At 38.3% G+C, this 24,528-nt stretch carries 23 protein-coding genes, 8 tRNA genes and 1 pseudogene; 2 read left to right on the top strand and 30 right to left on the bottom strand.

The window, feature by feature from the left end:
- Positions 1-13: 13 nt before the first annotated feature.
- The 12 genes from CLOS_RS03020 to CLOS_RS02970 all read right to left on the bottom strand — a co-directional run bounded on the left by CLOS_RS03020 (position 14) and on the right by CLOS_RS02970 (position 11,497).
- On the bottom strand, positions 14-1,210 hold the full coding sequence (locus CLOS_RS03020) for a gluconeogenesis factor YvcK family protein (RefSeq protein ID WP_330360310.1): 1,197 nt from the start codon (positions 1,208-1,210) through the stop codon (positions 14-16).
- Positions 1,211-1,349: 139 nt separating this feature from the next.
- Entirely contained in the window at positions 1,350-2,222 is an 873-nt protein-coding gene (gene rapZ / locus CLOS_RS03015) for an RNase adapter RapZ (protein ID WP_012158450.1), read from the bottom strand.
- Positions 2,223-2,258: 36 nt separating this feature from the next.
- Positions 2,259-3,173, bottom strand: coding sequence for a UDP-N-acetylmuramate dehydrogenase (gene murB, locus CLOS_RS03010; protein WP_041719580.1), 915 nt, complete (start codon positions 3,171-3,173; stop codon positions 2,259-2,261).
- Positions 3,174-3,256: 83 nt separating this feature from the next.
- Positions 3,257-4,615: an ABC transporter substrate-binding protein gene (locus CLOS_RS03005; protein WP_012158448.1), complete on the bottom strand. Its 1,359-nt coding sequence runs from the start codon at positions 4,613-4,615 to the stop codon at positions 3,257-3,259.
- Between the two features lie 339 nt (positions 4,616-4,954).
- A complete protein-coding gene (locus CLOS_RS03000) occupies positions 4,955-5,365 on the bottom strand; it encodes a hypothetical protein (protein ID WP_012158447.1) in 411 nt (136 codons plus the stop codon).
- 2 nt (positions 5,366-5,367) lie between these two features.
- On the bottom strand, positions 5,368-6,330 hold the full coding sequence (gene moaA / locus CLOS_RS02995) for a GTP 3',8-cyclase MoaA (RefSeq protein WP_012158446.1): 963 nt from the start codon (positions 6,328-6,330) through the stop codon (positions 5,368-5,370).
- A 104-nt stretch (positions 6,331-6,434) separates the two neighbouring features.
- Positions 6,435-7,220: a formate dehydrogenase accessory sulfurtransferase FdhD gene (gene fdhD, locus CLOS_RS02990; RefSeq protein WP_012158445.1), complete on the bottom strand. Its 786-nt coding sequence runs from the start codon at positions 7,218-7,220 to the stop codon at positions 6,435-6,437.
- A 45-nt stretch (positions 7,221-7,265) separates the two neighbouring features.
- Positions 7,266-8,144: an HDOD domain-containing protein gene (locus CLOS_RS02985; protein ID WP_012158444.1), complete on the bottom strand. Its 879-nt coding sequence runs from the start codon at positions 8,142-8,144 to the stop codon at positions 7,266-7,268.
- A gap of 80 nt (positions 8,145-8,224) precedes the next feature.
- The gene (locus tag CLOS_RS02980) at positions 8,225-9,670 is read right to left on the bottom strand and encodes an aminoacyl-histidine dipeptidase (RefSeq protein WP_012158443.1); all 1,446 of its coding nucleotides are present in this window, start codon (positions 9,668-9,670) and stop codon (positions 8,225-8,227) included.
- Positions 9,671-9,971: 301 nt separating this feature from the next.
- Positions 9,972-10,214, bottom strand: coding sequence for a WYL domain-containing protein (locus tag CLOS_RS02975; RefSeq protein WP_012158442.1), 243 nt, complete (start codon positions 10,212-10,214; stop codon positions 9,972-9,974).
- A gap of 68 nt (positions 10,215-10,282) precedes the next feature.
- Positions 10,283-10,453 (bottom strand): hypothetical protein, encoded by a 171-nt coding sequence (locus CLOS_RS15790; protein WP_012158441.1) that lies wholly within the window; start codon positions 10,451-10,453, stop codon positions 10,283-10,285.
- Between the two features lie 18 nt (positions 10,454-10,471).
- Positions 10,472-11,497, bottom strand: coding sequence for an SPFH domain-containing protein (locus tag CLOS_RS02970; protein ID WP_012158440.1), 1,026 nt, complete (start codon positions 11,495-11,497; stop codon positions 10,472-10,474).
- A 317-nt stretch (positions 11,498-11,814) separates the two neighbouring features.
- Here CLOS_RS02970 and CLOS_RS02965 point away from each other — a divergent pair, with 317 nt between their 5' ends.
- Positions 11,815-12,462, top strand: a complete 648-nt coding sequence (locus tag CLOS_RS02965) for a cyclase family protein (RefSeq protein WP_012158439.1) — start codon at positions 11,815-11,817, stop codon at positions 12,460-12,462.
- A gap of 50 nt (positions 12,463-12,512) precedes the next feature.
- Here CLOS_RS02965 and CLOS_RS02960 read toward each other — a convergent pair whose 3' ends face one another.
- From CLOS_RS02960 to CLOS_RS02875, 17 genes and pseudogenes are all read right to left on the bottom strand, one after another.
- A complete protein-coding gene (locus tag CLOS_RS02960) occupies positions 12,513-13,136 on the bottom strand; it encodes an SOS response-associated peptidase (RefSeq protein ID WP_156774380.1) in 624 nt (207 codons plus the stop codon).
- A gap of 14 nt (positions 13,137-13,150) precedes the next feature.
- A complete protein-coding gene (locus CLOS_RS02955) occupies positions 13,151-13,678 on the bottom strand; it encodes a hypothetical protein (protein ID WP_041718931.1) in 528 nt (175 codons plus the stop codon).
- A gap of 214 nt (positions 13,679-13,892) precedes the next feature.
- A complete protein-coding gene (locus CLOS_RS02950; RefSeq protein WP_012158436.1) occupies positions 13,893-14,138 on the bottom strand; it encodes a GlsB/YeaQ/YmgE family stress response membrane protein in 246 nt (81 codons plus the stop codon).
- Between the two features lie 140 nt (positions 14,139-14,278).
- Positions 14,279-14,355 (bottom strand) — tRNA-Arg (locus CLOS_RS02945).
- A gap of 56 nt (positions 14,356-14,411) precedes the next feature.
- Positions 14,412-14,488 (bottom strand) — tRNA-Arg (locus CLOS_RS02940).
- A 4-nt stretch (positions 14,489-14,492) separates the two neighbouring features.
- Positions 14,493-14,567 (bottom strand) — tRNA-Gly (locus CLOS_RS02935).
- A gap of 4 nt (positions 14,568-14,571) precedes the next feature.
- Positions 14,572-14,654: transfer RNA gene (locus CLOS_RS02930), tRNA-Leu, on the bottom strand.
- Between the two features lie 33 nt (positions 14,655-14,687).
- Positions 14,688-14,764, bottom strand: a tRNA-Gln gene (locus CLOS_RS02925).
- Positions 14,765-14,769: 5 nt separating this feature from the next.
- Positions 14,770-14,845, bottom strand: a tRNA-His gene (locus tag CLOS_RS02920).
- Between the two features lie 8 nt (positions 14,846-14,853).
- Positions 14,854-14,930, bottom strand: a tRNA-Arg gene (locus CLOS_RS02915).
- A gap of 5 nt (positions 14,931-14,935) precedes the next feature.
- Positions 14,936-15,009: transfer RNA gene (locus CLOS_RS02910), tRNA-Gly, on the bottom strand.
- A 228-nt stretch (positions 15,010-15,237) separates the two neighbouring features.
- Complete coding sequence (locus CLOS_RS02905; protein ID WP_012158435.1) at positions 15,238-15,702, bottom strand: metallophosphoesterase; 465 nt, start codon at positions 15,700-15,702, stop codon at positions 15,238-15,240.
- Positions 15,703-17,093: pseudogene (gene rph, locus CLOS_RS16480) on the bottom strand (ribonuclease PH).
- A 405-nt stretch (positions 17,094-17,498) separates the two neighbouring features.
- Positions 17,499-18,476, bottom strand: a complete 978-nt coding sequence (locus CLOS_RS02890) for a GerMN domain-containing protein (RefSeq protein ID WP_012158432.1) — start codon at positions 18,474-18,476, stop codon at positions 17,499-17,501.
- 97 nt (positions 18,477-18,573) lie between these two features.
- On the bottom strand, positions 18,574-19,092 hold the full coding sequence (locus CLOS_RS02885; protein ID WP_012158431.1) for a DUF2179 domain-containing protein: 519 nt from the start codon (positions 19,090-19,092) through the stop codon (positions 18,574-18,576).
- A gap of 189 nt (positions 19,093-19,281) precedes the next feature.
- Complete coding sequence (locus CLOS_RS15175) at positions 19,282-21,426, bottom strand: N-acetylmuramoyl-L-alanine amidase family protein (protein WP_012158430.1); 2,145 nt, start codon at positions 21,424-21,426, stop codon at positions 19,282-19,284.
- 228 nt (positions 21,427-21,654) lie between these two features.
- Positions 21,655-22,647, bottom strand: a complete 993-nt coding sequence (locus CLOS_RS02875) for an AIR synthase family protein (RefSeq protein ID WP_012158429.1) — start codon at positions 22,645-22,647, stop codon at positions 21,655-21,657.
- Between the two features lie 220 nt (positions 22,648-22,867).
- Here CLOS_RS02875 and CLOS_RS15785 point away from each other — a divergent pair, with 220 nt between their 5' ends.
- Positions 22,868-23,014, top strand: coding sequence for a hypothetical protein (locus tag CLOS_RS15785; RefSeq protein ID WP_156774379.1), 147 nt, complete (start codon positions 22,868-22,870; stop codon positions 23,012-23,014).
- 58 nt (positions 23,015-23,072) lie between these two features.
- On the opposite strand, the gene CLOS_RS02870 is transcribed toward CLOS_RS15785, so the two are convergent.
- Positions 23,073-24,458 carry a hypothetical protein gene (locus CLOS_RS02870; RefSeq protein ID WP_012158428.1) on the bottom strand — a complete coding sequence of 462 codons (1,386 nt, stop codon included), beginning with the start codon at positions 24,456-24,458 and terminating at the stop codon, positions 23,073-23,075.
- Positions 24,459-24,528 lie beyond the last annotated feature (70 nt).

Below are 24,528 nucleotides of genomic sequence, written 5' to 3'. Positions count from 1 at the left end.
CCCTTACGGGCTTTTATGATTTCTTCAATAATTCTCTTAAATAAAAATAATCGATAATACGACTCTTGTCACTGGCAACTTTATATTGGAGCACCAAATCAATAATCATCTTCGACAATTGAATGGCATCATGGCGCACATAGTCCTTTTTGATATCGATTAAATCTGCTGTGATCAGTTGAATCCCCATATGACTTAGGATTTCTCTATCGTATTCGGTTAGCTTTGTAACTTCCGATCCTTCTGTTTCATATTTTGAGCTGACAATATCACTGATGGTGCCCGTATTAGCAATTACATAATCCAGTCGTCCCTCTGGCCAATGGTTTAAAAGCCCCTTCACATAGGAGGAGACTGTATATCCATCGGTTTCTCCTGGCTGTGTCATCACATTGGTGATATACACTTTGATAGCCGTTGTTTTATTTAAGCTTTCCTTTATATTTTTTACAAGTAAATTCGGTACAACGCTGGTATATAAGCTGCCAGGACCCAATAGAACAATATCTGCATCTTCAATGGCACATAAGGCATCTTTAATGGTTTCAGCCTCCTTGGGCTTAATGAAAACCTTTTCGATAGGGCTTTTTTCTGCCTTACTTCTGATTGGTATGTTGGACTCTCCTTTAACGACAGTGCCATTTTGGAGCTTTGCATAGAGGGTAATATTTCTAAGGGTAACGGGCAGAACCTTTCCTGTCACAGCTAAAACGTCACATATTTTCTGAATGGCTTCCTCGAAATTACCACTGATATCATTCATAGAGGCGATGAGCAGATTACCAAAGCTCTGACCCTTCAGATCGCCTTCTTTGAATCGGTACTGCAATAGCTGCTCCATGGTAGGCTCCATATCGGCCAAAGCCAGTATGCAGTTTCTAATGTCTCCCGGTGGCAGCATCCCTAAGTCCTCTCTCAGCTTGCCTGATCCTCCACCATCATCTGCCACTGTAACAATTGCCGTAATATTCGACGTAAATAGCTTTAAACCTCTTAAAAGAACCGATAGCCCAGTACCTCCGCCGATGACCACCACCCTCGGTCCTCTTGCTAAGATTTTCTTATCATAAATCTTTTTATCTAATTTTCCATTATCCGTTTTCCCAGTCAAAGTCACTGGATAATATACAAACTCTAAAATAGAGACAATTCCACTTTTTAAAGAAAGAAATACAGTAATAAGACCGATTAGTCCTAGGAAGACGCTCATAAAAAAGCTCAATTTAAGATTCAGCTGATTCAGATAATTGGAAATTGCTATGGAAACAAGTACAATTCCTCCCAAGCCACAAATTATCCATCTCTTAATTTTTAATCCGGGTTTCAGCCAGTGGATCAATCTCATTGGTCTATCCTTTCCTTCCTATGGATAAATTGGAATCTCTATGATTCATTAGTACCCGATATCCTCTTTCCTTTAGATAGTTGTATAGGACGTGGGCGATGGTAACAGAGCGATGCATACCACCGGTACAGCCAATAGCAATTACCAATTGGTTTTTACCTTCTTCTATGTATTGTGGAATTAAAAAACTGATCATATCGTTAAGCTTGTTAGAAAATTCCACACTGATTGGAGCGTTCATAACGTAATCTCGCACTTTCTTGTCATTGCCTGTAAGCTCCTTTAAGTCCTCGATATAGAATGGATTCGGTAGAAACCTCACATCGAAAACCAAATCTGCATCTAAAGGAATCCCATGTTTAAATCCAAAGGATACAATGGATATGATTAAATTGTTCGATTGATTTCCTTCTACGTAAATATTATTCAATTCCTCTTTCAACTGGGCAGACCGAAGGTTTGTTGTATCGATAATATGTTTTGCCTTTTGCTTCAGCTCCTTCAGCTTTTCTCGCTCTAGGGCAATTCCTTCAGGAATTGAGCCATCTACGGACAGTGGATGGCTTCTTCTCGTTTCTTTGAAGCGCTTTATCAATGCTTTGTCACTGGCATCTAAAAATAAAATTTCATATTGGTATCCTGCCTCTGTCATACGCTCTAAGCTACTAAAGAGATCCTCAAAGAACATTCCGCCTCTAATATCGATCACTAAAGCAACCTTCGCCATGGGACCCTGAGATTGATAGCATAGCTCTGCAAACTTCGTGAGCAAAGTCGGTGGCAAATTATCAACGCAATAGTAACCAAAGTCTTCCATGTATTTAATCGCCTGACTTTTACCGGCACCAGATAGCCCTGTGATTATTACAAATTTCATACTTACCATCTCCTCTTATGTAGGCAAAGCTTCTCTTTATTCTTCTCCAACAATTCTTACTTCCGTTTCTAGCTGTACATGAAACGTTTCGTACACTCGATCTTTGATTAATTGTATGAGGTCTAAAACATCCTTCGCCGTGGCATCCCCCACATTCACAATGAAACCGCTGTGCAGTTCTGATACCTGTGCGCCACCCACACGCTGTCCTTTGAGTCCACTGTCCTGTATTAACTTACCTGCAAAATATCCTTCCGGTCTTTTAAAAACACTGCCTGCACTAGGTAAATGTAACGGCTGCTTTGTAGTTCTTCTTTCGGTTAAATCCCTGGTGATTTCTAATATTTCCTGATAATCGCCTTTTTCAAGAGCTAGTTCAACATCCAATGCAATATAGCCTTGTTTTTGGATGATACTCGTACGATACCCCAGTTCTAGCTCCTCTAGGGTAAAATATCGGACCTCTCCATTGTCATTCAATAGATGGGCACCTTTCACAACATCCTTCATCTCGCCTCCATAGGCACCTGCATTCATGGTGATTGCACCGCCTAGGGTTCCAGGGATACCGCTGGCAAATTCGAAGCCTTTTAGACTCTCTGCCATGATCTTCTTAGATAACTTGGATAGTAAAATACCAGCCTCTGCAATCACCGTATTGCCCTGAAAAGACACTTTACTAAACTGCTCTGCAATTTTAATGACGATACACCGCATCCCCTTATCTCTTACGATTAAATTGCTGCCATTTCCTATGATAAAATAAGGCATTTGATTTTCTTTACTAAGTTTAATTGCACTTTTCAGCTGATCGATGGTTTCTGGGATAACCATAATATCTGCTGGGCCACCGATTTTAAAGGATGTATGATTTTTCATCGGTTCATCCAATAAAACAAGGTCTTGAGGAATTACCTTAGTCAACGCTTTATATGCTTTTAATTTATCCACTCTGTTCACTCCTATATCTATGTCCATTGTCATATTTTTTCCAAATACTTTCATTTAAAGTATACCTTTTTTAAGGTCCTAGGTCAATTTTCAATACGATTCAACAGTATATGAATCTTCTCCTCTGCATCTTTTAAAACCTGCTCTGGACTTTTATTACCAAGAACTCCCTGCTGTATTTCTCTTTGTAGAATCTCATCGATTTCCTTCCAATAAGGATGATTAAATACAATATTTGCATTTTGTAGTTCTTCATAAATCATGGTCATATTGGTGTCATCGGTATAGATATTTCCTATAGACTTTCTAGCTGGAAAAACACCGAGTCTTATCAGGTCCTTCTGGTACTCTTCCTTTATTAAAAATTTTAAAAAGCTGATAATAACCTGTTTCTTTTCCTCACTTTCCTGATTTACCATACCATAGGACCCTACTGTGTTGTTTAAGGTAATGGATTTTCCCAAGTTTCCCTTTGGAAATCCAGCGATGCCGTAGTTGAGTCCAGTTCCTTCCTTCTGTAGATTATCCAATACGTTCAATGCCCATGTTCCCACAGGGTATACTGCTATGTTTTGATCCTTGTAAAAGTTCGTCCATGATTGATTTGAATTGTTCGTACCGAAATCTGGATGGGTAATGCCGTATTTCAATTTTAAATCCATCAGCTTCGTAAGTCCACTTAAAGCCTTATCGTCGTTAAAGCTGTACTGCATTTTTTCATTGAAAACCTTAGCACCATCACTCAGCAAAATTCCCCATGTATTATAATATCCCGGCTCTATAAAACTGTTAAAACCATACCGATCTATTTTATTATTTCCTTTACTGTCAAAAGTTAGTGATTCCATTTTACTGACAAATTCTTCATATGTCCACTGTCCATCAACTGGAGGTTCTACACCTCTTTCGTTGAATAAATCTAAGTTGAGAACCATGGTATAGGTGGTCATCATCCATGGGATGCCATAGATTTTATTTTGGTAGGTAACAGCTTTTAACGCATTCTCTCTAAAATCTTGTATTTCATCCCCCGTTAAATAAGGGTTCAGCTCTTCTAGCACACCCCGATTCATCAAACCGTAATCATTGCCAATAGGGACGATATCTGGTAGTCCTCCTAGCTTTGCCGCAGTATTTATTTTGATGGGGCCCTTTTCCCAGCTGAGCGGCGTAAACTTTATATAGACCCCTGGATTTGCTTTTTCGAAGGCTCTAATTTTTTCGTACATCCATCCAAAATTTGTTCCCGTCTTTTTATCTAATCTAGGATAATCCCATAAGGTTATAATCCCCTGCCACCCAGGCTCCTGTGCCTTATTTTTTTTACTATAATCCACACTATTTGGACGATAATTGATTAGATAATAAGGCCCTAGGACAATAAATACGACTAAAAATAGGCATAAAAAAATATGAAAAACCTTATATTCTCTTTTCTTCATGCGAATCCCCCCCATATATTTTATTCCAATGGGGGGGACATTATTCTTTCCTATTCCTTCATTGCATAAATTGGGTTATTTCGCAGTCTCACAACTCAAATTTGTTCACTTCCTCCGGTCGTGCAAATTTGGTGTTCGTTGCGTTTGACCTACCATCAATTTATTGCTTCCTTTGGTCGCATAAATTGGGTTATTTCGCAGTCTCACAACTCAAATTTGTTCACTTCCTCTGGTCGTGCAAATTTGGTGTTCGTTGCGTTTGACCTACCATCAATTTATTGCTTCCTTTGGTCGCATAAATTGGGTTAGGTCATAAAAAAACTAGGTGTTCAAAAACACCTAGTCTAAAATATGAATAGCATCCTCTTTTTTTACAAGTCCTTCTCGAATAATCGCTCCAAAGAAAACCTGTCGATTCACAAAGCAGGATGGATTAGACGCCTCTATGATTGGACACTCTAATAGACATGCCTTCCCTACCTGGATGATGCTTACGATGGTATCTCCTACCCGAAGCTGCATATCTACAACTAAGTCCTTGATCTCCATTTCCCTAACAACGAAGTTTGCCTTAAACCGTTGGTGACAAAATCCCTTCATTTCATCCTTAAGAAGTCGTTCTTGCCCTATCTGTGTAATGAAGCTGATTCTGCCCTTGCTCTCTTTCAACTTTGAGGCATCCAAATATAAGTGATTGCACTCCGTCCACCCGTTATTCTCCTTAAAGCTTATGCTCTTTACCTTTGCCATGACTAGCCTCCGATTTGAGACATTCCTCTATTGCTCTCTTCATGGCTGTCCGTAAGCAAATCATGCTTTTCTGGCTTACTCAGAATGGCAGAAGCTAAAACTTCCTGTATTTTTTCTGGATGATTTCGAACCGCATCTAAAATATCAATTTCATGGTTGCTGTGTAAGCATGGCTTTAATTTACCATCGGATGTCAATCGTACTCGATTACAGTCTCCACAGAAATGACTACTGATAGGATTAATTAGCCCTACTCTTCCCATGCCACCAGGAAGCTGATAGTATTTTGCCGGACTGGATTTTTCTGTTTCCATGGGCACTAAATTTTTAAACCGATGGACAATTTCTTCATTCGAAATAAATCGATCTTTTCCCCATTGGCTAGCTTCTCCAATAGGCATCAGTTCTATAAAGCGCACATCGATTGGCTTGTCCATGGTCAATTGAATAAAATCCTCAATTTCATCGTCATTATACCCACCGATGGCTACCACATTAAGCTTTACTGGAGTTAGACCCAATCGGATACATTCATTGATCCCTTCTAAGACCTTGGATAAATCCCCACCCCTTGTGATCTCTCTATATTTATCTGGGTTTAAGGAATCTATACTGATATTCACTCTTTTCAATCCAGCTTCCTTCAGAGCCTCTGCATATCTAGGCAGTAAAATTCCATTGGTGGTAATAGCGATATCCTTGATGCCGTCGATATTGGAGATCATTTGAATAAACTCTACAATCCCATTTCTTACCAAGGGCTCACCGCCAGTGATCCTTACTTTATCAATCCCTAGACCTACGCCAGCCTTTACAATATCTGTTATCTCTTCTAAGGTTAGTACCTCTTTATGATCTTTTTTGCAAATCCCCTCCGCAGGCATACAATATTGACATCTCAGATTACATAAATCTGTTATAGAAATCCTCATATAATTAATTCTTCTACTATATAAATCTTTCATATCTATTTCACGTCCTTTAAATTCTATAATAAAACTATTTTCTATTAATAACTCTTATTTTATCATATTTTAAAGGATTATAGGAATAAATAATGATATTTTAGTTATTTTATTGTCAAATTTTCCGTTCCATTATATATATTCATTCTATTTCCTCTAACAAAGCCGATCAGTGTCACATGGAACTGCTTCGCAATCTTTACAGAAAGATCCGTCGGTGCAGATCTTGACACAATCACAGGAATATTATTCTTTATAGTTTTAATGATCATCTCCGAAGAAATCCTACCACTGGTTATTAATATTTTATCATTCAAGTTTAGACCCGATAAAAGAGCCTCTCCAATAATTTTATCAACAGCATTGTGCCTCCCCACGTCCTCGTGAAATAAAATAATACGATCTTCATCGCATAGTGCACAGCTATGAACCCCTCCTGTTTCTTTAAAAAGCTGCGATTCTTCATTTAGTTTTCTGGAAAGCTCCAGTATTTTTTCACTTTCAATCTTTATAGGATGATTTATTTTTTTCGTTCCTAGAGAGTCCAGTACATTATAAAATACAGTTCCTTTGCCACATCCTGTAGTAATGGTTCTCTTTCCAAATAATTCTTCTGTAAATGCAGACTTATTCTTTAACTCTACATGAGCGTATCCTTTGTCTTGATCTATGGTAACCTTCTCTATCTGCTCTATATTTTTAATCATTCCCTCTGATACTAAAAACCCTACGGCCAAATATTCTAGCCCCTCTGGAGAACATAGCAATGTCACCAGTTCCTTTCCATTGATAAAAATAGTGAGGGGATATTCCGATATTACCGTGTCTTCTATACATTCCATTTCGCCATTCTTCAATCTAATCATATCGATGGTATTGGTCCGTTCCATGGAATCATCTCCTATGTCTAAATTTAAAAGTAAATTATGCTGCAACTACCCATAGATAGAAAAATAATTTAATCGTTCTACTTCTTCAGGAAGCTTCTCAACAATAATTTTAATATGACTCTCCTTTATCCCCAGTGAATCCATCAATTTATTGCTGAGTCCATGGTGGAGGTTTACACCCAAAAGCTTTTCATAATACATCGTGCTGATTACATCTGCAATATGTATGATCTTTAGTTCATCCGTAGTTTCCTTGGCTAAAAAAGGCGTATGGTGAAATTCGACAATATCCACAATATCCTGCCTTATGTTCCACTTTCTACAGAGCCATGCCCCTATTTCTGCATGGGTTATACCACTGAAGGCCAGTCGTTCTGCCACCACTTGATGCACCCCCGATTTCAACTTCTTCGTTACCTGGTCCAATAGCTCCGGTGTACAGGTATCTACAACCACTATGCCGATATCATGTATTAAGCCATAGGAAAACAACTTGTAGCGGTCGCCGATATTGAGCATGGCAGATAACATGGCACTGGCTACAGATGTTCCTAGCACATGCTTAAAATATTGATCCATATAGAATACTCTTTCCGGCTTCTCCCCTTTATTCAGATCCCTTGCTTCAGAAAATAACTGGATTGTAATGAACAACGTAATCAGATTCTGTATGGTCTGCATACCAAAATAGACAATGGCTTCTTTAATCGTTTTTATTTCTCTATTAGCTTTAAAATATCCCGTATTTAAATTCTTGATCATGAGGTCATGAAGATTTTCTACGTCCTGAATTTTTTCGACCAATAAGTCGATATCCAATTCTACGGGATTATTCAGTATCTTAAAAATATCGCTAATTTCTCTGGATGGCTTCGGTATTAGCTCTGATCGATCTAATAGCATCAGCAGTTGATTTTCTTGCAATCGAATCCCCCCTATATTTCTGGTAATCTATTTATACCACAAATTGAAGGAAGATTCAAACAAGTTAACTTTATGTCAATTTATAGAGATTTTAATAGAGCCACTGTATATTCATAAATTCTTTTGGTAGATGAAATACTTATTTTCTCCTTTGGTGTATGTACATCATAAATATTCGGTCCAAAAGATATTAAATCCATATTCGGATATTTTTTTGCCATAGCGCCACATTCCAGCCCAGCATGAATTACTGCAGCTTCCATCTTTACTCCGAATACATGCTCATATACAGCCATGGCTATCTTTCTTAAGTTTGAATCCGGCCTGTATTCCCATTCTGGATAACTAGCACCGATGGTATACACTGCATTGATTTTATCTGCTTCTTTTATAATCAGTGCTTCCATCTCCTTCAATCGGCGTTCTATGGAACTTCTAAGGGATATCTGGACCGTTATTTTTTCATCCTCCGTTTTAATAATAGCTAGGTTTGAAGAACTTTCAACAATATTGTCATAACCTTCTAACATTGTAAAGACACCTGTGGGCAGATTTTCCAAAAGTTCTACAACAGATTTTAATGTATTCTTAGAAAAACCTTGTGTTACGGTTTCACAGCGTTCAACAGAAATATCAATTCCGGGTTCTTTTCCTTTGTTTTTTTCTATAACCCTTCCCTTGATTTCTTCCATAATATTTTCAAACTGAACTCTATCTTCTTGCACTAATGCAACTTTAGCTCCTGCACTTCTTGGAATGGCATTGTCCTTCGTTCCACCTGTAATGGAAATCAATCGAATTTCCATCCGCTCTGCTAATTCCTTTAATAAATTGCCAAGTATTTTATTTGCATTTTCTCTCGGTTTATTAATTTCCATACCAGAGTGTCCACCCATTAAACCTTTGATTTCTATATCAAAACCCATGGAGTCTTGAAGTTCTTCATAGGTCGACTGAATCTCTATTTTGATGAGCTCTCCTCCAGCAGATCCTGCAATCACTACACCTTCCTCTTCGGAATCTAAATTCAGAAACCTTGTACCCTTTAAAGCATCCTCTGCTAAACCCAATGCACCATCCATTTCGGTCTCTTCTGAGCTTGTAGCAAGGAATTCAATTGCAGGATGCTGTAGCGTATTGTCCTCCAATATGGCCAACCCCATTGCGATTGCAATACCATTGTCTGCACCTAAAGTGGTTTTATCTGCACAAATATAGTCTCCATCCACGATTAAAGAGATTGGATCTTTTTGAAAATCGTGTTCACTATCACTTTCTTTTTCACACACCATGTCCATATGACCTTGAATAATTACGCCCTCGGCATTTTCATATCCTGGGCTTGCTGGTTTTCTGATGATCACATTCAACAAATCATCTTGAATTGTTTCTAATCCTAAGTCTTCTCCCACACTTTTAATATAGTTGCTAACCTGCTCTTCATTATAGGACTCCCTCGGTATCTTCGTTAATTCTTCGAAGTAATAAAATACTCTCTCTGGCTTTAATCCCTCTAGTTTACCCATCTCTTTCTCCACCTTTGCCATATATTATTAAACTTTATTTTATTTAAATCTATTTTAACATTCGCAAACCATCCTGAAAACCTATGTACCTTATATTATATCAATAAAAAAGTAAGATCCGTAATGGAAATGGTTTTATATTTATTAAAATCCATTACGGACCTTATAAATATATTTAACTCTCAGTCTAAACTGGAGCCCAATTTTCTATCACGAATCTTACAATCTTATTATGTGCAGCTTTGTTAAATCTATACACCTTTATTTCTAAAATTTTTATATTTTTTATCCACTGTATTCCTTAAAAGATATAGTTCTCCGCCATGCTATCTTCGTTCCCCATGAGTTTGGTATCAATTGCAGATAATATTCGGTCTATCCTAAAGGTTCTAAGCTGTCCCTTATCGATGTCTAGTGCCTTTATAAGCCCACTCTCCATCTTTAAAACTTGAATTCTTCTTTGTATGATCTCTAAGTCTTTCATATACATGATTGTAATTACTTTATGATTGTTTAATGAGTACTTTAATGATTGATTTACCATAGTATCACTCCAAACATTTGTTCTTTAGTTTTATTGTATCAGAACAAACGTTCGAAGTAAATATCTTTTTACATTTTTCCTTTTTTATGTTGCTTCACACATTCTGTTAAAAGATACTCTATTTGTCCATTGATGGATCTAAAGTCGTCCTCTGCCCATTGTGCTAGATCTTTCCAGAGAGATGATGATAATCTTAATAAAAGTTGTTTTTTTTCATTGTCTTTTTCTTTTTTTTCCACTCCATCATCTCCTTTATTTTAATATAGGGAACCGCTATTTACAATGGGTTGTGCTTCTTTATTCCCACACAATACAACCAGTAGGTTGCTAACCATGGCAGCCTTCCGTTCTTCATCTAGGGTTACAATATCATTTTCACTCAGCTTAGCCAATGCCATTTCCACCATACCTACCGCACCTTCTACAATCATCTGTCTAGCATCAATAATAGCTGAAGCCTGTTGTCTCTGTAGCATTGTAGAAGCTATTTCCGGTGCATAGGCTAAATGCGTTATTCTAGCCTCAACGACTTCAAGTCCTGCAATATTTACGCGCTTTTGAATCTCGTGTCTAAGTTTTTCTGCAACCTCAAGGCTACTACCACGAAGAGACTTCTCGTTGTCATCATTAACTGAGTCGTAGGGATAGAGTCTCGTAATGTCTCTTAAAGCAGAGTCTGTTTGAATCGATAAATATTCTGCATAATTATCTACATTGAATACTGCTTTCGCTGTATTTACAACCTTCCATATAACTACGACACCAATGATAATCGGATTTCCCATTTGATCATTAATTTTTTGCTTATCATTGTTCAGTGTCATCGCCTTTAAAGAAATCTTTTTACTTCGCTGACTTGGGATATTAATTTCATTTGCGCTGACCTTAATATGATCTTGCGTTCCAAGGCTTCCTGTGCTCGTATTTTTTGAGGCTGGGCTTACAGCGCTGCTGAAAGGATTTACAAAGAAAAATCCTTCTCCCTTTAGAGTTCCAGTATATTTACCAAACAAAGTTAATACCAATGCTTCATTCGGCTTTAAAACCTTCAATCCTGCAAATAGAATCGGACCTACAATCATCAAATAAATTACGCCAATTACAATAAATAGTATACCAAATAAATTGCCAGTGTTGGAGATCAAATTAGCCCCAATGATTATAGAAAAAATACTAGCCACCATTAAAACGATGTTTAAGATCAGTATGACCATACCATTGGAACTTTTTGCTTTCCTCTCTTCTGTCACCAAATGCTCATCTTTCATTATCTTTTCAACCATAGCAAAACCTCCCTTATATAATAATGATATCATTTCGATATCATTATTATATAAGGGTATATTTGTATTGTCAACCTCTATCTATTAGAGTTCCAAAATAAAAGTGACCCCTAAGGTCACTTTCAATATTTTTTAGTTTTTCCATCTATGGTCTTCGATGGATTATTCCGTCTATGGTATAGAAAACAGTTCTGTCTCCTTGAAGTCATGGCTGTATTATAGTACAATCATAAATATTAGTAAATGAAATTTTTAGAATTTTACAAAAATCTAAAGTATGAGTTCAATTGAATTTCTATATTATTGGGAGGTAAAAAATGAAAATTCTTGATCTGACACATTATATTTCAGAAGATATGCCTGTTTATCCAGGTACGGAAGGTCCTAAGTTCTCACCTGCAAATTCCTATGAGGTGGATGGATTTAGAGAAACCCTAGTGACTCTGTATACACACACGGGCACTCATATGGATCCGCCTGCCCACCTGTTTCCAAACAGAACAACACTGGACCAATTCCCAATTTCTCAATTCGTCGGAAGGGCCTTGGTTATCCATTGCTCCGATTTGAGAGAAGGTCAATCCATTACTATGGATTATATTCTCCCATATAAAGATAAGGCTCTCCAAGCGGAGTTCCTCCTTTTTCATACTGGCTGGTCTCAATATTGGGGAACAGAACAATATTTTGGAGAGTACCCTTGCATCGACCATGAAGTTGCAGACTTTTTAATAAACAGTCGTAAAAAGGGCATTGGTCTTGATACCATCGGGCTGGATCCCATTGTAGATATCAATCTTACACTCCATAAAAAGCTATTCCGAGATAGCGAGATTGTAGTTATTGAAAATTTAATGAATTTGCACTTGCTCGGTGATGAACTTTTTACCTTCTGTGCACTGCCACTAAAGCATAAGGATGCCGATGGATCACCGATTCGAGCTATTGCTCTTTTAGACGAATGATAGGAATTATCGTATGATATTCCTATCTCTTCATCGCTCTTTGCCAATTTTTAATGATCCATTGAGTATTGTAGTGCAATATTATTTTGTGATAGAAGAGCACTTAAGTCATAACCACTTAGCCACATCTCCATTTCCTCTTTGTTAAAAATTAAAGGCATTCTATGATGCACATGGGAAACGGAATCGTTGGCATCCTTCGTTATGATCGCAAAGGCTAAATACGTTTGTGTGTTATGATCTAGGAAGCTTAATTGGGTGCTACTTTCTTCAACCGTATCATAAAGACCTGCCATGTATAAGATCTTGCCCTTATTATCAATCAAATATTTTTCTTTTACTTTACTGCCTCCAATCTGCTTCCATTCAAAATAGCCATTGGCAGGAATAATACACCGCTTATTCTTTACTAAGCTTTTAAACATCCTTCTTTCCTGCAATCCTTCTACCCGAGCATTGATGACCACACCTTTATTATCCCATTTTGGAAATCCCCATTTGGCAAAGGTTACCCCCCTAGACGTTATCATCGGTACAGTATTCGTGGGATATATTTCGCCCGTCTTCAATGTTTCGCCGCAGCTCCACTTTATATTGTGAAGAATATTGCTAATTTCCACTGTATCCATATCTAAAAGATATCTACCACACACAGGACCACCTCCATTATCCAATCGTATCCTCTAAATTACCATTGAGCCTGATTTACAAAAGCCATATTTCCTTGCCCTTCTTTATAAATGTACCTTGGGATTTCGCAGGTAGCGATCACTGTTCGATTGCCTTCTTTTAAAGAATGGTATAGTTTTTCAAAGCTCTCCCTGTGAAGATACAAGTACCAAGCATTGGTGTAATCGCCATCATAAGGTGTTATTCGCACAGCAAAATAATCTTTTTCTTTTCCCCGAAACCCATAGTTATAATAATCGCTTAGCTCTGCTTCACCAGCTACTACGAATTTTTCATTCAACTTATTCGCCATATCATATTGTACATCTTTCCAAGAATAGGATACCTTATTTTCCTTTATATATTCTTCAACCTGCAATACAAGGCTTTTCTCTAAATTTTTTTCTGTACCGGGGGCTTCATCTTGCATGGTGGGCTGAATCTCTGTTTCAAACCCTTTATATTCTTCTTCTAATATTTTAGTTGAACATCCGATTAAAGATATCAGCATCCATAACCCTAAAATTATCAATGCGTATTTTTTCATTGAATCCCTCCTTTTCATTAATTTTACTTTATAGGTACAATCCATGCAATCCCTTCGTTCTTTATATTTCATGCCAGCTAAGTAATTTTCTCTGACCTTATTTTAGCCTTATTTGTGTCACGCAACCATCCATTGCTAACATTCTTTTGTTGTGTTGTATAAAAAAAGAACCTCTAATTAAGAGATTCTTTTAAAAAGACACTAATTTTTAATTTTATTTAATTTTATTAACTACAAATAGTAATATACAAGATCCAACTACGGAAACTATTATGCTCCATATATTCAGTCCTGTGACACCAACGGAGCCTATTAAGCTGAATACGAATCCTCCAATAAAAGCTCCCACAATACCTACCACGATATTCGCAATAGCTCCCATCTGTGAATTTTTACCCATTACAATACTTGCTATCCATCCGGATAGTGCGCCTAAGATTATCCATGCTATATAACCCATAATTCATCTCCTCTCACAAGTTGTTATTAATTGTTGTAGAGATAATATACCCAGATTTTGGGTGGTATAAACGCTTATTATTTTATATTTTAAAAATAAAAAAATACTAACGTCCGTAAACATTAGTATTTCAAAGTGTATGGCGCGCCATGAGGGACTCGAACCCCCAACCTTCAGATTCGAAGTCTGCAACTCTATCCGATTGAGCTAATGGCGCAAATATTTTTTTAATAAAAACTAGACTAGAAAACTGGTTCTAGTCTAATTCTGTTTTGGCGTACCCACAGGGATTCGAACCCCGGACCTACGGCTTAGAAGGCCGTTGCTCTATCCAGCTGAGCTATGAGTACATGTTGGAGCGGAAGACGGGACTCGAACCCGCGACCCTCGCCTTGGCAAGGCGATGCTCTACCACTGAGCCACTTCCGCAAAATGGTGCGGGTGAAGGGAGTCGAACCCCCACGGTTGCCCGCTAGATCCTAAGTCTAGTGCGTCTGCCAATTCCGCCACACCCGCGCATTGAAGTAAATCTTATTTAAAACATATTGCTGGCTGGGATAGCAGGACTCGAACCTGCGGAATGACGGAGTCAAAGTCCGTTGCCTTACCGACTTGGCTATATCCCAACATTTGGGGTGGATGATGGGATTCGAACCCATGAGTGCAGGAGCCACAATCCTGTGTCTTAACCACTTGACTACACCCACCATAAATATGGCGTACCCACAGGGATTCGAACCCCGGACCTACGGCTTAGAAGGCCGTTGCTCTATCCAGCTGAGCTATGAGTACATGTTTGGAGCGGGTGAAGGGAATCGAACCCTCGCGATCAGCTTGGAAGGCTGACGTTCTACCATTGAACTACACCCGCATATTGCTTTGTAACATTTAATAATGTTACCATAAAACCTTTTCCATGTCAAGCATCTGTCGTACAAGCTAAAATGACTTGAATGAAACTTCATCTTGTCTCAAGGGACAAAATATAGTATACATACTTCTGTATAAAAACTCAAGTCATTTAAAGCTTATTTATTAAAGATAGCCATGAAATACGAAAGGTATACTCCCTTTTTCAAGGTTTATCTCAACTTTTCTGCTATATTTTCATAAATTCTACTTTTATATCTTTTGCTAGGGTGAGTATACAATAACTCCTTTGGCTGTCTCCTCTTGGCAGCGTAATACTGCCTGGATTCATTAATACAATCCCTTCTTCCACCATATAGAAAGGTACATGGGTATGACCAAAGATAGCGATATCTGCTTCGAATTCCTTTGCTGCGTAAAAGATTCGATCCATGTTGGACACTACACCATATCGATCTCCATGGGCAATAAAAATTCTTTTATTTTCTATGGTTTCAAGCCTCTGCTCTGGCCCTTCCAGATCACAGTTTCCTTTTACGCCTAATGTTTTTATGCCATATCTATGCTCTATATATTTTGTATCCTGATAGCCATCTCCAGCATGTATAATTAAGTCCACTTCTTTCAATTGCGCCATTACTAGGTCAATATAATAACGTCCTTCGTGACTGTCACTAATTATGCCGATTTTCAACTAATCACTTCCCAACCTTAGAATTAATTCTTTCTTCAGTTTCTCTAGAGCTCTTGCACGATGACTGATTTTATTTTTAATTTCTTCCCCTAATTCTGCGAAGGTTTGATTATATTCTTCTACGATGAACAATGGATCGTATCCAAATCCAGATTTTCCTTTTGCTTCAAAACCGATTACACCAGGACATTCGCCTCTTAAAACAATGGTATCTCCATTTGGAAATACGGCTGCCATGGCACAAACGAATCTAGCTGTCCTTTTTTCAAAAGGAACTTCTTCCAGCATTTTCAGAAGCTTTGCATTATTTTTTTCATCCGTAGCATTTTCACCAGAAAATCGTGCAGAATAGATGCCCGGTTGGTTGTCCAGTACATCTACCTCTAAACCAGAATCATCTGCTAAGGTTAGTTTTCCAGTTCTCTCCATTACTGCTTTTGCCTTGATTAAGGCGTTTTCTTCAAAGGTATTTCCATCCTCTATGATTTCCAAGCCCTCTAAGTTTACGTCTTTCATAGATAGAACCTCTAGATTAAAATCCTCTAATATGGCGCCAATCTCTTCTAATTTATGCTTGTTGCCCGTTGAAATTACTGCTTGATGTATTTTTTTTATCTCTTCTGTTGTTTTCATAGGTCCTCCTTGTTCTACTTATTTTCGATTGCATCTGCTATGGCACCCAATGCTTCTTTTTGAAGTTGGATTAATTCCAGATTTCCTTTTTCTCCTAGTTCCAACAGGTTCATTAAGTCTGCCTTGGCAAATGGAGATTCCTCCCCTGTACCTTGCACTTCAACGAATTCTCCTCTATCGGTCATGACGATGTTCATATCCACTTTAGCCGTAGAATCTTCTTCATAGCATAGATCCAGCATCGCCTCTCCGTTTATGATGCCCACACTAATTGCAGATACAAAGCTTCGAACCGGTATACTTTCTATGGCACCCTCTTCCTTTAGCTTATTTAATGCATCTACTAAGGCAACAAAAGATCCAGTAATTGAAGCCGTTCTAGTGCCACCATCAGCCTGTATGACGTCACAATCGATCCATAGTGTTCTTTCTCCTAAGGCATCTAAATCCACGACAGAGCGTAGAGCCCTTCCGATCAATCTTTGAATTTCTTGGGTTCGCCCTTCTACCTTGCCTCTGCTGGACTCCCTTACCTTCCTGCTTTGGGTAGAGCTTGGCAGCATGGAATACTCCGCAGTAATCCATCCCTTGCCTGTATTCTTTAGGAAGGGCGGTACTTTATCTTCTATGGTAGCCGTGCAAATTACCTTCGTTTCCCCCATTTCCACCAATACCGATCCTTGTGCATACCTTGTAAAGTTTCTTGTAAATTTTACAGGTCTCAATTCATTATTTTTCCTACCATCAATTCTACTCAATTTCATCTTCCTTTCTGCAAAATAATGGGTAGCATATATTTTCTTTGTTCCACTCATATCATTTAAGTTTTCGTCGCATCCTTCATCTACCAGGATGCTATTTTATATTTTCCTTGTAGTATTGTATCATAATTCACCTTTTATATACAAAGGAATTGTTCGACGCTTTGTATATACTATAGAAATTCACGGTGTAGTTTCCAGTCTCATTGCACAGTTTTATTCTCCCTTTGGTCGCATAAATTGGGTTATTTCGCAGTCTCACAACTCAAATTTGTTCACTTCCTCCGGTCGTGCAAATTTGGTGTTCGTTGCGTTTGACCTACCATCAATTTATCACTCCCTTTGGTCGCATAAATTGGGTTAGGTCATAAAAAAAACCGAGAGCGTATCTCGGCTTTATTGTTAATATGGATTGACATGCTTTGGTAGATTTAAACTTACATCAGAATTTAATTGAATTTCCTTTCCAGAGGATAAAATACGAACCTGTGAAATCGTTGGTTCTATTTCCCTTAGAGTGAGCCCTAATTCATACACCATGGACTGTTGATGGGTTTTATTATCTGGAATGTTTTCAATCTCTTTACTGAAATCCATATAGGCAACGCCTTCTTTTACATAAACATCGTTGAGAACAACGCCTGCTGGCAATTCACTGTAAAGCCCAGTGCCCTCTGGTGCACCTTCCAATAATGCAGTTAAAGCACTTTTAATATCTGTTTTTAGTGCATTTACCCCCTTGGTTACTGGGATAAAAAATGAATCCTCCCCATTTGTAGTGGTTTTATAATACACGATAACAGGTAATTCTTCCGATTCCAATGCCAAACTAAGATTAATATTTTCTCTTTCCATGGGATTTTTAACTTTTGTTCCAAAAGAAAGTTTATTCAGTGTTTTTCCATTGACAAGTAGTTGCACTTTATCAATTGCTTCAAATTCGGTTAGCGTATATACAAGAGATTGTACAATCGCTTTTTCGTCCGTATCTGTATCATAGGACAAAATATTTTCATTAAAATCCACTTTAGCTAATCCATCGTTAATGGACATTTCTAAAACCTCTGTTCCAGTAGGTAGCACTGGAAACAAACCGATACTTGACAGATTATCTCGAACTGCTGGTTCATCAACCAATTGGTTTATTGCAGCTTTTGCAATTCCCTCTTCCCAAGGTATCTTTCTCATCACGGGAACTATGAGACCTATTTCATCCTTATAATAAAGAACTGTTTCTCTCAATCCGTCTTCCTGTATTGTGGGTGTATCAATAATCAAACTAACATCTGTCTCTTTTTCTCTGTTAAAGAAGCTACAGCCCACCAAGGAAACAACCGATACTACTATAAGTAAAATAGCCACGTACCGCAAAACTCTCATATACTTCCTCCCCCTATTCTATAATTCCTCTACACTTTCCTATTTTTTGAAGAAAGTTTATATAGCAATTATATTAAGGAGAATCCGTAACTATTCGTTATTTCTTCATACCGGCAAAATATCCTCCACGAATGGCACGGGCATCGGTTACTGTAACGAATGCTTTTTTATCATGTTCCTCTACCGTTTGATAGAGTCTCGATAAATGCTTTCTTTGCAAAGATACATTTAGTATATATCTTATGCCTTCTCTACCGTACCCTTCGATTACAGTTACACCAAAACCAACATTTCTAAGTTTTTCAACCAATTTTTCAACTTCATAATCCGAAATTACCTGTGCGATGATATTCCCTAGGGCCATCTTTTCTTCTAGAAATATACCTACATAATTTCCCGTGGCAAATCCAGATGCGTAGGCAAGTACGTTGAGTGGATTATCCATTCCACTTAGCACCTTGCCAATTGCAACGACATAAATACTCACTTCTACGAAACCGATACATGCTGCGATGACCCTTTTCCCCTTTACTACCATGATCATACGGATCGTCGCCATACTGACATCGGTAAGTCTTGCGACAAAAATCAGTAGATACCCTAATAATGCCTCCATGATTTCTCCTCCCAAAGATTCTTTTTTCATTATTATATCGCAAATCTACCATGAATTATATATCAAGATCTTAAATTTAAGAAATAGATTTGTTTGAAAATCCATTGAAGTTTTTATAATGACTATGGATAGTGAAAAGAGCTGAGTCCCTAGAACTCAGCTCTTTTCATTCAACTATATAGAACCAATTTATTTGTTCTCTTCGAAATATCGCAGGATGCCTTTAAACATTCCTTCTGCAAGCTGCTGTCGATGTTGACTGCTTGCAAGCTTCGCTTCATCTCCTGGATTGGACAAGAATCCTGTCTCCGTCAATACCGATGGCATTGTTGTATTTCTCAGAACAAAGAAGTCCGCAACTTTTGCTCCTCTATTATTGACATTGGCGTTTTTAACCATCTCGGACTGGAATATTTCTGCTAGCTTCTTACCCCTTGGATCTGTAGAATGGTAGTAATTTTCAAGTCCACTAGCAGATGATGCAAGAGCAGAATTTGCATGAACACTAACAAATAGATCCGCTTTTAATTGCTCTGCCACATCCACACGCTCCTGTAGCTCTAGTTTGATATTCGGACTTAGATTGTCCACACGTGTCATATAAGTTCTAAAGCCTGCCTCTGTCAGTAGTTGGTTCAACCTTAAAGCAATGTCTAGCACAACGATGGACTCATACGCACCAGATATCGGCGAGATTGTACCAGGATCACTTCCACCATGTCCAGGGTCAATTACAATGAGTTTTTCCCTGTATTTTGCAGCTTTGTTGTTCAGATTCAGCACGAAATCCTGTGTTTTTTCTGATGAAAGTAATTGGTATTCCACGGAATCCTGTAACTCTAATCGGATATGGTATTCGCTGCCTTCTCTATTTTCAGATATATCCATAGATTTAACAATGTGATCTCCAATTTGAAGGTTCATCGCATCTAGTTCAATATCAGCCTTTGGTACGGACATTTCGATTAGGTTCCCCTGCTGTCTTTGAATGCTGTATCTTGTAACTCTAGAGCCTAAGAACGTGAGCTTAGAAGTTGTCCATCCTGTTTCTTCATACTTAACAGCCTTCAAAGGCTCTCCTTCTAAATGTAAATACAACCGATTATTAACTACCTCTGCATAAATCTCCTCTGTATCTAAGTTATCTTGCAGGTCTACAACAATTCTTACGGTTTTTTCTCCGGTTAAATCGTTTCCTACATTATGCTGAGATACTCTCACAGTCTTCGCTGCTCTTCCATCTACATTCATCGTTTTACTTTTAAAAGCATCATGTAATATGCCACCTGTAATGTCAATCACTGCACGGTCTGGATTGTTTAATTTCATAATGCTATAATCTTCTAAATAGTCTCCATCTATAACAATGACTTCTTTTGCGTTCATGACTTCTCTCTTAATGCTTCGAATATAATTTGGAAAATCGATGATGATTTCTCCCTTTTGTTCATCATATGTTACTTGGTACGCTGTGGTCTTCCCTAATTCCATTACAATTCTAGTGATAAATGGATTGTTATTGAACTGTGACATTCGAACATTTTTTATTAAATCGTTGTTCGTTGGAATATGTAGAGTACCATTGGGTTCAAGGGCGGTTCGATCGCCAATATCGAAGATGGTGTTCTCAAAATCAATAACCAAACGATCTGGATTCACCAATTTCAGCTCTTTATAGGAAACCTTTCCAGAAGTTTTAATACGAATTTTTGGTATGGCGCCATTTGTTTCTACCTTAATATCCGTAACGCTGACAGTACCTATCACTGGTGGTTTTTCTTCCGGTTTCTCCTCTGGATTTTTTCCTCCAGTCTGTTCTGGAATATCGATGGATGCAGTCCACGTCTTATCATCCCATTTCACAGTAAGTCCCAATTCCTCTGCAAAGAAACGAATCGGTACCATGGTTCTTCCGTTGCTTCCGATTGCAAGAAGCTTTGCTGGCACATTATCTGGCAGGTTTTTAGCTACTCCGTTTACTGTAGCAACGGCACTATCAATCTTTAAAAGGATTTCCTTATCCTTTGTTATGATCTTTACCTGATTATTTGTACCGTCCCACTCAATATCAGCATTGAGCTTATCCCCAAAATGATCGATGATCATCCTAAGGGGTACTAAGGTCCTTCCTTGATTATTCAATGGATAAATAACAGGAGGCACATCTGCGGATTTTACTGCCTTGCCGTCTACCTTAATATTTACTACCTGAAAGTTTCTACCAATTCCGTTTTCTTTTAATGAAATCTTATCCATCGATTGATTTGCAAAAGAAATAGAAAAGGAAGAAATGATGATGATTGCTACCAATAAGCTGGAAATTAGTTTCCTCATTTGTTCGCCCCCTATTTTATTTCAAAAATTTTCCTTGCTTCCTAAGGAATCCATCCTTCTTACTATTATTTATATCACTATGCAAAATCTTATGTCAACGAATCTGGCGATTTGTAATTAAGATGTAATAAACCAGTGAAATTTGTAATTAAGATGTAATAAAATCGTATTTTTTGTCTGATTTATGTCAGATAAAAGGAAGGGAATCTTCCCTTCCTTGTCTACACTTTAATTTTCGAAAGCCTTATACAATTCATCTACATCCGGTGGATCTAGCGCTCGGATTCCCTTGGCCGCTGAGATGATGATCCGATCTTTTTCAACCATCCTTCCAATTTCTGTAAGGATTAAATTTTCTCTTTTAAAAGCCTCCATCAACGCCTCTTTCTTATCCTGTGCAATGGTCATTACCATGACACCACTGGAAATCAATCGCATGGGATCGATGGATAAATAGTGACAAATTTCTAAGGTCTCAGGTCTCATTGGGATCTGATCTTCGTATATCTCGATGCCTATACCGGAGGCCTCTCCTAACTCCCATAGAGCACCAAAAATGCCACCTTCTGTAACATCGTGCATGCTGTGCACCCCTACTTCACCTGCTGTAATTCCTTCTTTCACCACACTGATATCCTTTAAAAATTCTTGTGCCGTTTGAATGGTGGCATCACTTATTTTTTCTTTCAATTTTTCTTCTAAATCTCGAGCAATAATAGCAGTGCCTTCAAGTCCAGTATATTTCGTCATAAAAACTGCATCGTCTATTTTTGCACCTTCTGAGAGTACTAATTTTTCCTTCAGCTGTCTGCCTATGGCCGTAGCGCTGATGATCATTCGATTGACGGCATCTGTGATTTCAGTATGACCTCCTATGATTTCCACGTTGACAGAAGCTGCGGCTTTATTCGCTTCAGACATAACAAGACTTAAATCTTCTTTCGTCGTATGGGGCGGTGCCATAATGGTCAGCATGATCCCCAATGGCTCTACCCCACTAGATGCAATATCATTACAGGAAATATGAACGGCTAAACTACCGATATCCTTCGCTGCTCCAGTAATGGGATCTGTACTCATTACACAAACGTAGTCCCCAAAATCTACAACGGCACAATCCTCCCCAATATTCGGTCTTACTAAAACTTCTGGTCGTCTATTTTTAAGATTAGAAAAAATAACTTCTTTTAAAACTTCTGTTGGTACCTTCCCTATTTCCACATGTATCACCTATCCTTGATGTTGATAAAAAAAGCTTCTATAGGAGCGTTCAAAGGAAGCTTCTTTTGAAACTCATTTATGGTAAAGTTCTTCTTGAGAACATATGATAAGTAGAACTTTCCTATTTACTATAAGAAATATTATACCATAATAAATAGCAATAATTACATGGGATTTTAGTGGACTGTTTAATACAAAATATATACAGGAGGTGGTTTTTATGACCATGATTCAGTGTACGAGTCCTTGTTTTTATGAGAAAGAGGGAGAATGTACCTTAACTCATGTAACCTCAATATCCAATGTGCAGGATCAAGGATGTGTATATTTTAAAGATAAAAAGGAGGGGACAGAAAAAAGGAAGTGAAATACTTAAAATTTAAGCCCATCCTTTCCTATATAGGGTCGATGGGCTTAAATTCCTATTAAATTAAGAACATGGCAACGATGGTGGTGCAGATTAAACCGACAATGACTGGAATAAAGTTTCTGCGCGCTAATTCCATAGGCGATACATTACAAATTGCTGCCGCGGGAATTAAGCTCCACGGAACGATGGTTCCGCCACCCACCCAAATAGCGCCAATTTGCCCCAGTGCTGCTAGTACGGCCACGCTTCCATTGATGGCAGTACCAAAGACTTTTGCAATAGCGCCCGATAAGGATAGACCCGAAAAACCAGAGCCATCAAGACCTGTCAATCCACTAATTCCCATTTCCATAATTGCAACCGTCGGTCGATTCATTGGCGCTACAGAAGCTAAAGCTGTTCCAAGGTCTGCTAAAATCCCTTGGGATGTTGCTGGCAATCCTCCAGCACCCATGACCTTTACAAAAGAATTCAAATCTCCCATGTAGAAAAATGCTGCGATTGGAATAATCGGTCCAAATATTTCGATGCCAAATACAAAGCCAGATTTAATATAATTCGTGATATGCTCTAATGCCTTGGATTTATATTCCAGTACGCATAGAACGATGAGCATTAAAACTGCGGTTCCTCCAATTAAAGCCGTAGCATCCCCACCAGTTAATCCAAATAGGAACATGGCTAAGATATCCATCCCGAAGGCTAGGGGTACAATATACGCCGCAATCCTGGCAACGGGACTGGTCTTACGGTCCTCTTTATGCTCTCTATCCATCAAGTCATTCGTAACCTCTAAGGTTCCATTTTTTATATCTCTTTTTAGCATAATATAAGCCGTTGTAATCGTAACAACAGCCATGACTGCAAACAAAGGCAATCCTTTTCTAGAAAGCTCTGTCACTGCTACACCTGCTGTACTTGCTGTAATCGTCAATGCACCTTGAATCACAAGGTCACTGGATAGGGCTAAGCCGTGACCAAATAAGTTGATTGCAACGGCGGCACCGATGGCTGGTAGCCCTACCTTTAGCCCCACTGGTAATAATACCGCACCAACGAGAGCGGTCGCAGGGGATGGCCAGAAGAACCATGATACTAGAAGCATAACCATTCCAATAAACCAAAAGGCTTGGTTTGGCGTCTTAATCAGCTTTGTAATAGGCTTTACCATGAGTTGATTGGCACCAAGATCTTCTAGTAGCTTCGACATGGATACAATGACCGAAATAATAAATATGATCCCTATTAGCTCAATCCCAGCAACTACGAAGGAATTAAAGATGCCTCCTATGGCTCCAACAATTCCTTGATTTGCTGCCAATCCCATGATGAAGATTCCTAAGATACACGGTATTAGGGTATCTCGCCGAAGTATCATTGTTCCAAGGACTACTAAAACTACAATAACGTAAACCCAATGTACTAAAGTTAGTTCTATCATTATTTTCCTCCTCCCCAATATCAAGTTAGAAGCAAATTTCCTCTAATAATTTATGATATGAAGGAAGAGA

Source organism: Alkaliphilus oremlandii OhILAs (assembly GCF_000018325.1).
GTDB lineage: Bacteria > Bacillota > Clostridia > Peptostreptococcales > Natronincolaceae > Alkaliphilus_B > Alkaliphilus_B oremlandii.
The sequence above is the reverse complement of the archived record's forward strand: the minus strand, read 5'-3'. Positions and strand labels throughout refer to the sequence as shown.

What these genes read in the sequence shown, in the direction of transcription:
- CLOS_RS02950 (WP_012158436.1), bottom strand. Translation starts at nt 14,138, where the DNA reads ATGGGTTATATAGCATGGATAATCTTAGGCGCACTATCCGGATGGATA.
- CLOS_RS15175 (WP_012158430.1), bottom strand. Translation starts at nt 21,426, where the DNA reads ATGAGGAAACTAATTTCCAGCTTATTGGTAGCAATCATCATCATTTCT.
- CLOS_RS15785 (WP_156774379.1), top strand. Translation starts at nt 22,868, where the DNA reads ATGACCATGATTCAGTGTACGAGTCCTTGTTTTTATGAGAAAGAGGGA.
- moaA (WP_012158446.1), bottom strand. Translation starts at nt 6,330, where the DNA reads ATGAAAGATTTATATAGTAGAAGAATTAATTATATGAGGATTTCTATA.
- fdhD (WP_012158445.1), bottom strand. Translation starts at nt 7,220, where the DNA reads ATGGAACGGACCAATACCATCGATATGATTAGATTGAAGAATGGCGAA.
- rapZ (WP_012158450.1), bottom strand. Translation starts at nt 2,222, where the DNA reads ATGAAATTTGTAATAATCACAGGGCTATCTGGTGCCGGTAAAAGTCAG.
- CLOS_RS02955 (WP_041718931.1), bottom strand. Translation starts at nt 13,678, where the DNA reads ATGAAAAAATACGCATTGATAATTTTAGGGTTATGGATGCTGATATCT.
- CLOS_RS02870 (WP_012158428.1), bottom strand. Translation starts at nt 24,458, where the DNA reads ATGATAGAACTAACTTTAGTACATTGGGTTTACGTTATTGTAGTTTTA.
- CLOS_RS03005 (WP_012158448.1), bottom strand. Translation starts at nt 4,615, where the DNA reads ATGAAGAAAAGAGAATATAAGGTTTTTCATATTTTTTTATGCCTATTT.
- CLOS_RS02965 (WP_012158439.1), top strand. Translation starts at nt 11,815, where the DNA reads ATGAAAATTCTTGATCTGACACATTATATTTCAGAAGATATGCCTGTT.
- CLOS_RS03000 (WP_012158447.1), bottom strand. Translation starts at nt 5,365, where the DNA reads ATGGCAAAGGTAAAGAGCATAAGCTTTAAGGAGAATAACGGGTGGACG.
- CLOS_RS03020 (WP_330360310.1), bottom strand. Translation starts at nt 1,210, where the DNA reads ATGAGCGTCTTCCTAGGACTAATCGGTCTTATTACTGTATTTCTTTCT.
- CLOS_RS02980 (WP_012158443.1), bottom strand. Translation starts at nt 9,670, where the DNA reads ATGGGTAAACTAGAGGGATTAAAGCCAGAGAGAGTATTTTATTACTTC.
- CLOS_RS02970 (WP_012158440.1), bottom strand. Translation starts at nt 11,497, where the DNA reads ATGGTTGAAAAGATAATGAAAGATGAGCATTTGGTGACAGAAGAGAGG.
- CLOS_RS02885 (WP_012158431.1), bottom strand. Translation starts at nt 19,092, where the DNA reads ATGGAGGCATTATTAGGGTATCTACTGATTTTTGTCGCAAGACTTACC.
- CLOS_RS02890 (WP_012158432.1), bottom strand. Translation starts at nt 18,476, where the DNA reads ATGAGAGTTTTGCGGTACGTGGCTATTTTACTTATAGTAGTATCGGTT.
- CLOS_RS02975 (WP_012158442.1), bottom strand. Translation starts at nt 10,214, where the DNA reads ATGGTAAATCAATCATTAAAGTACTCATTAAACAATCATAAAGTAATT.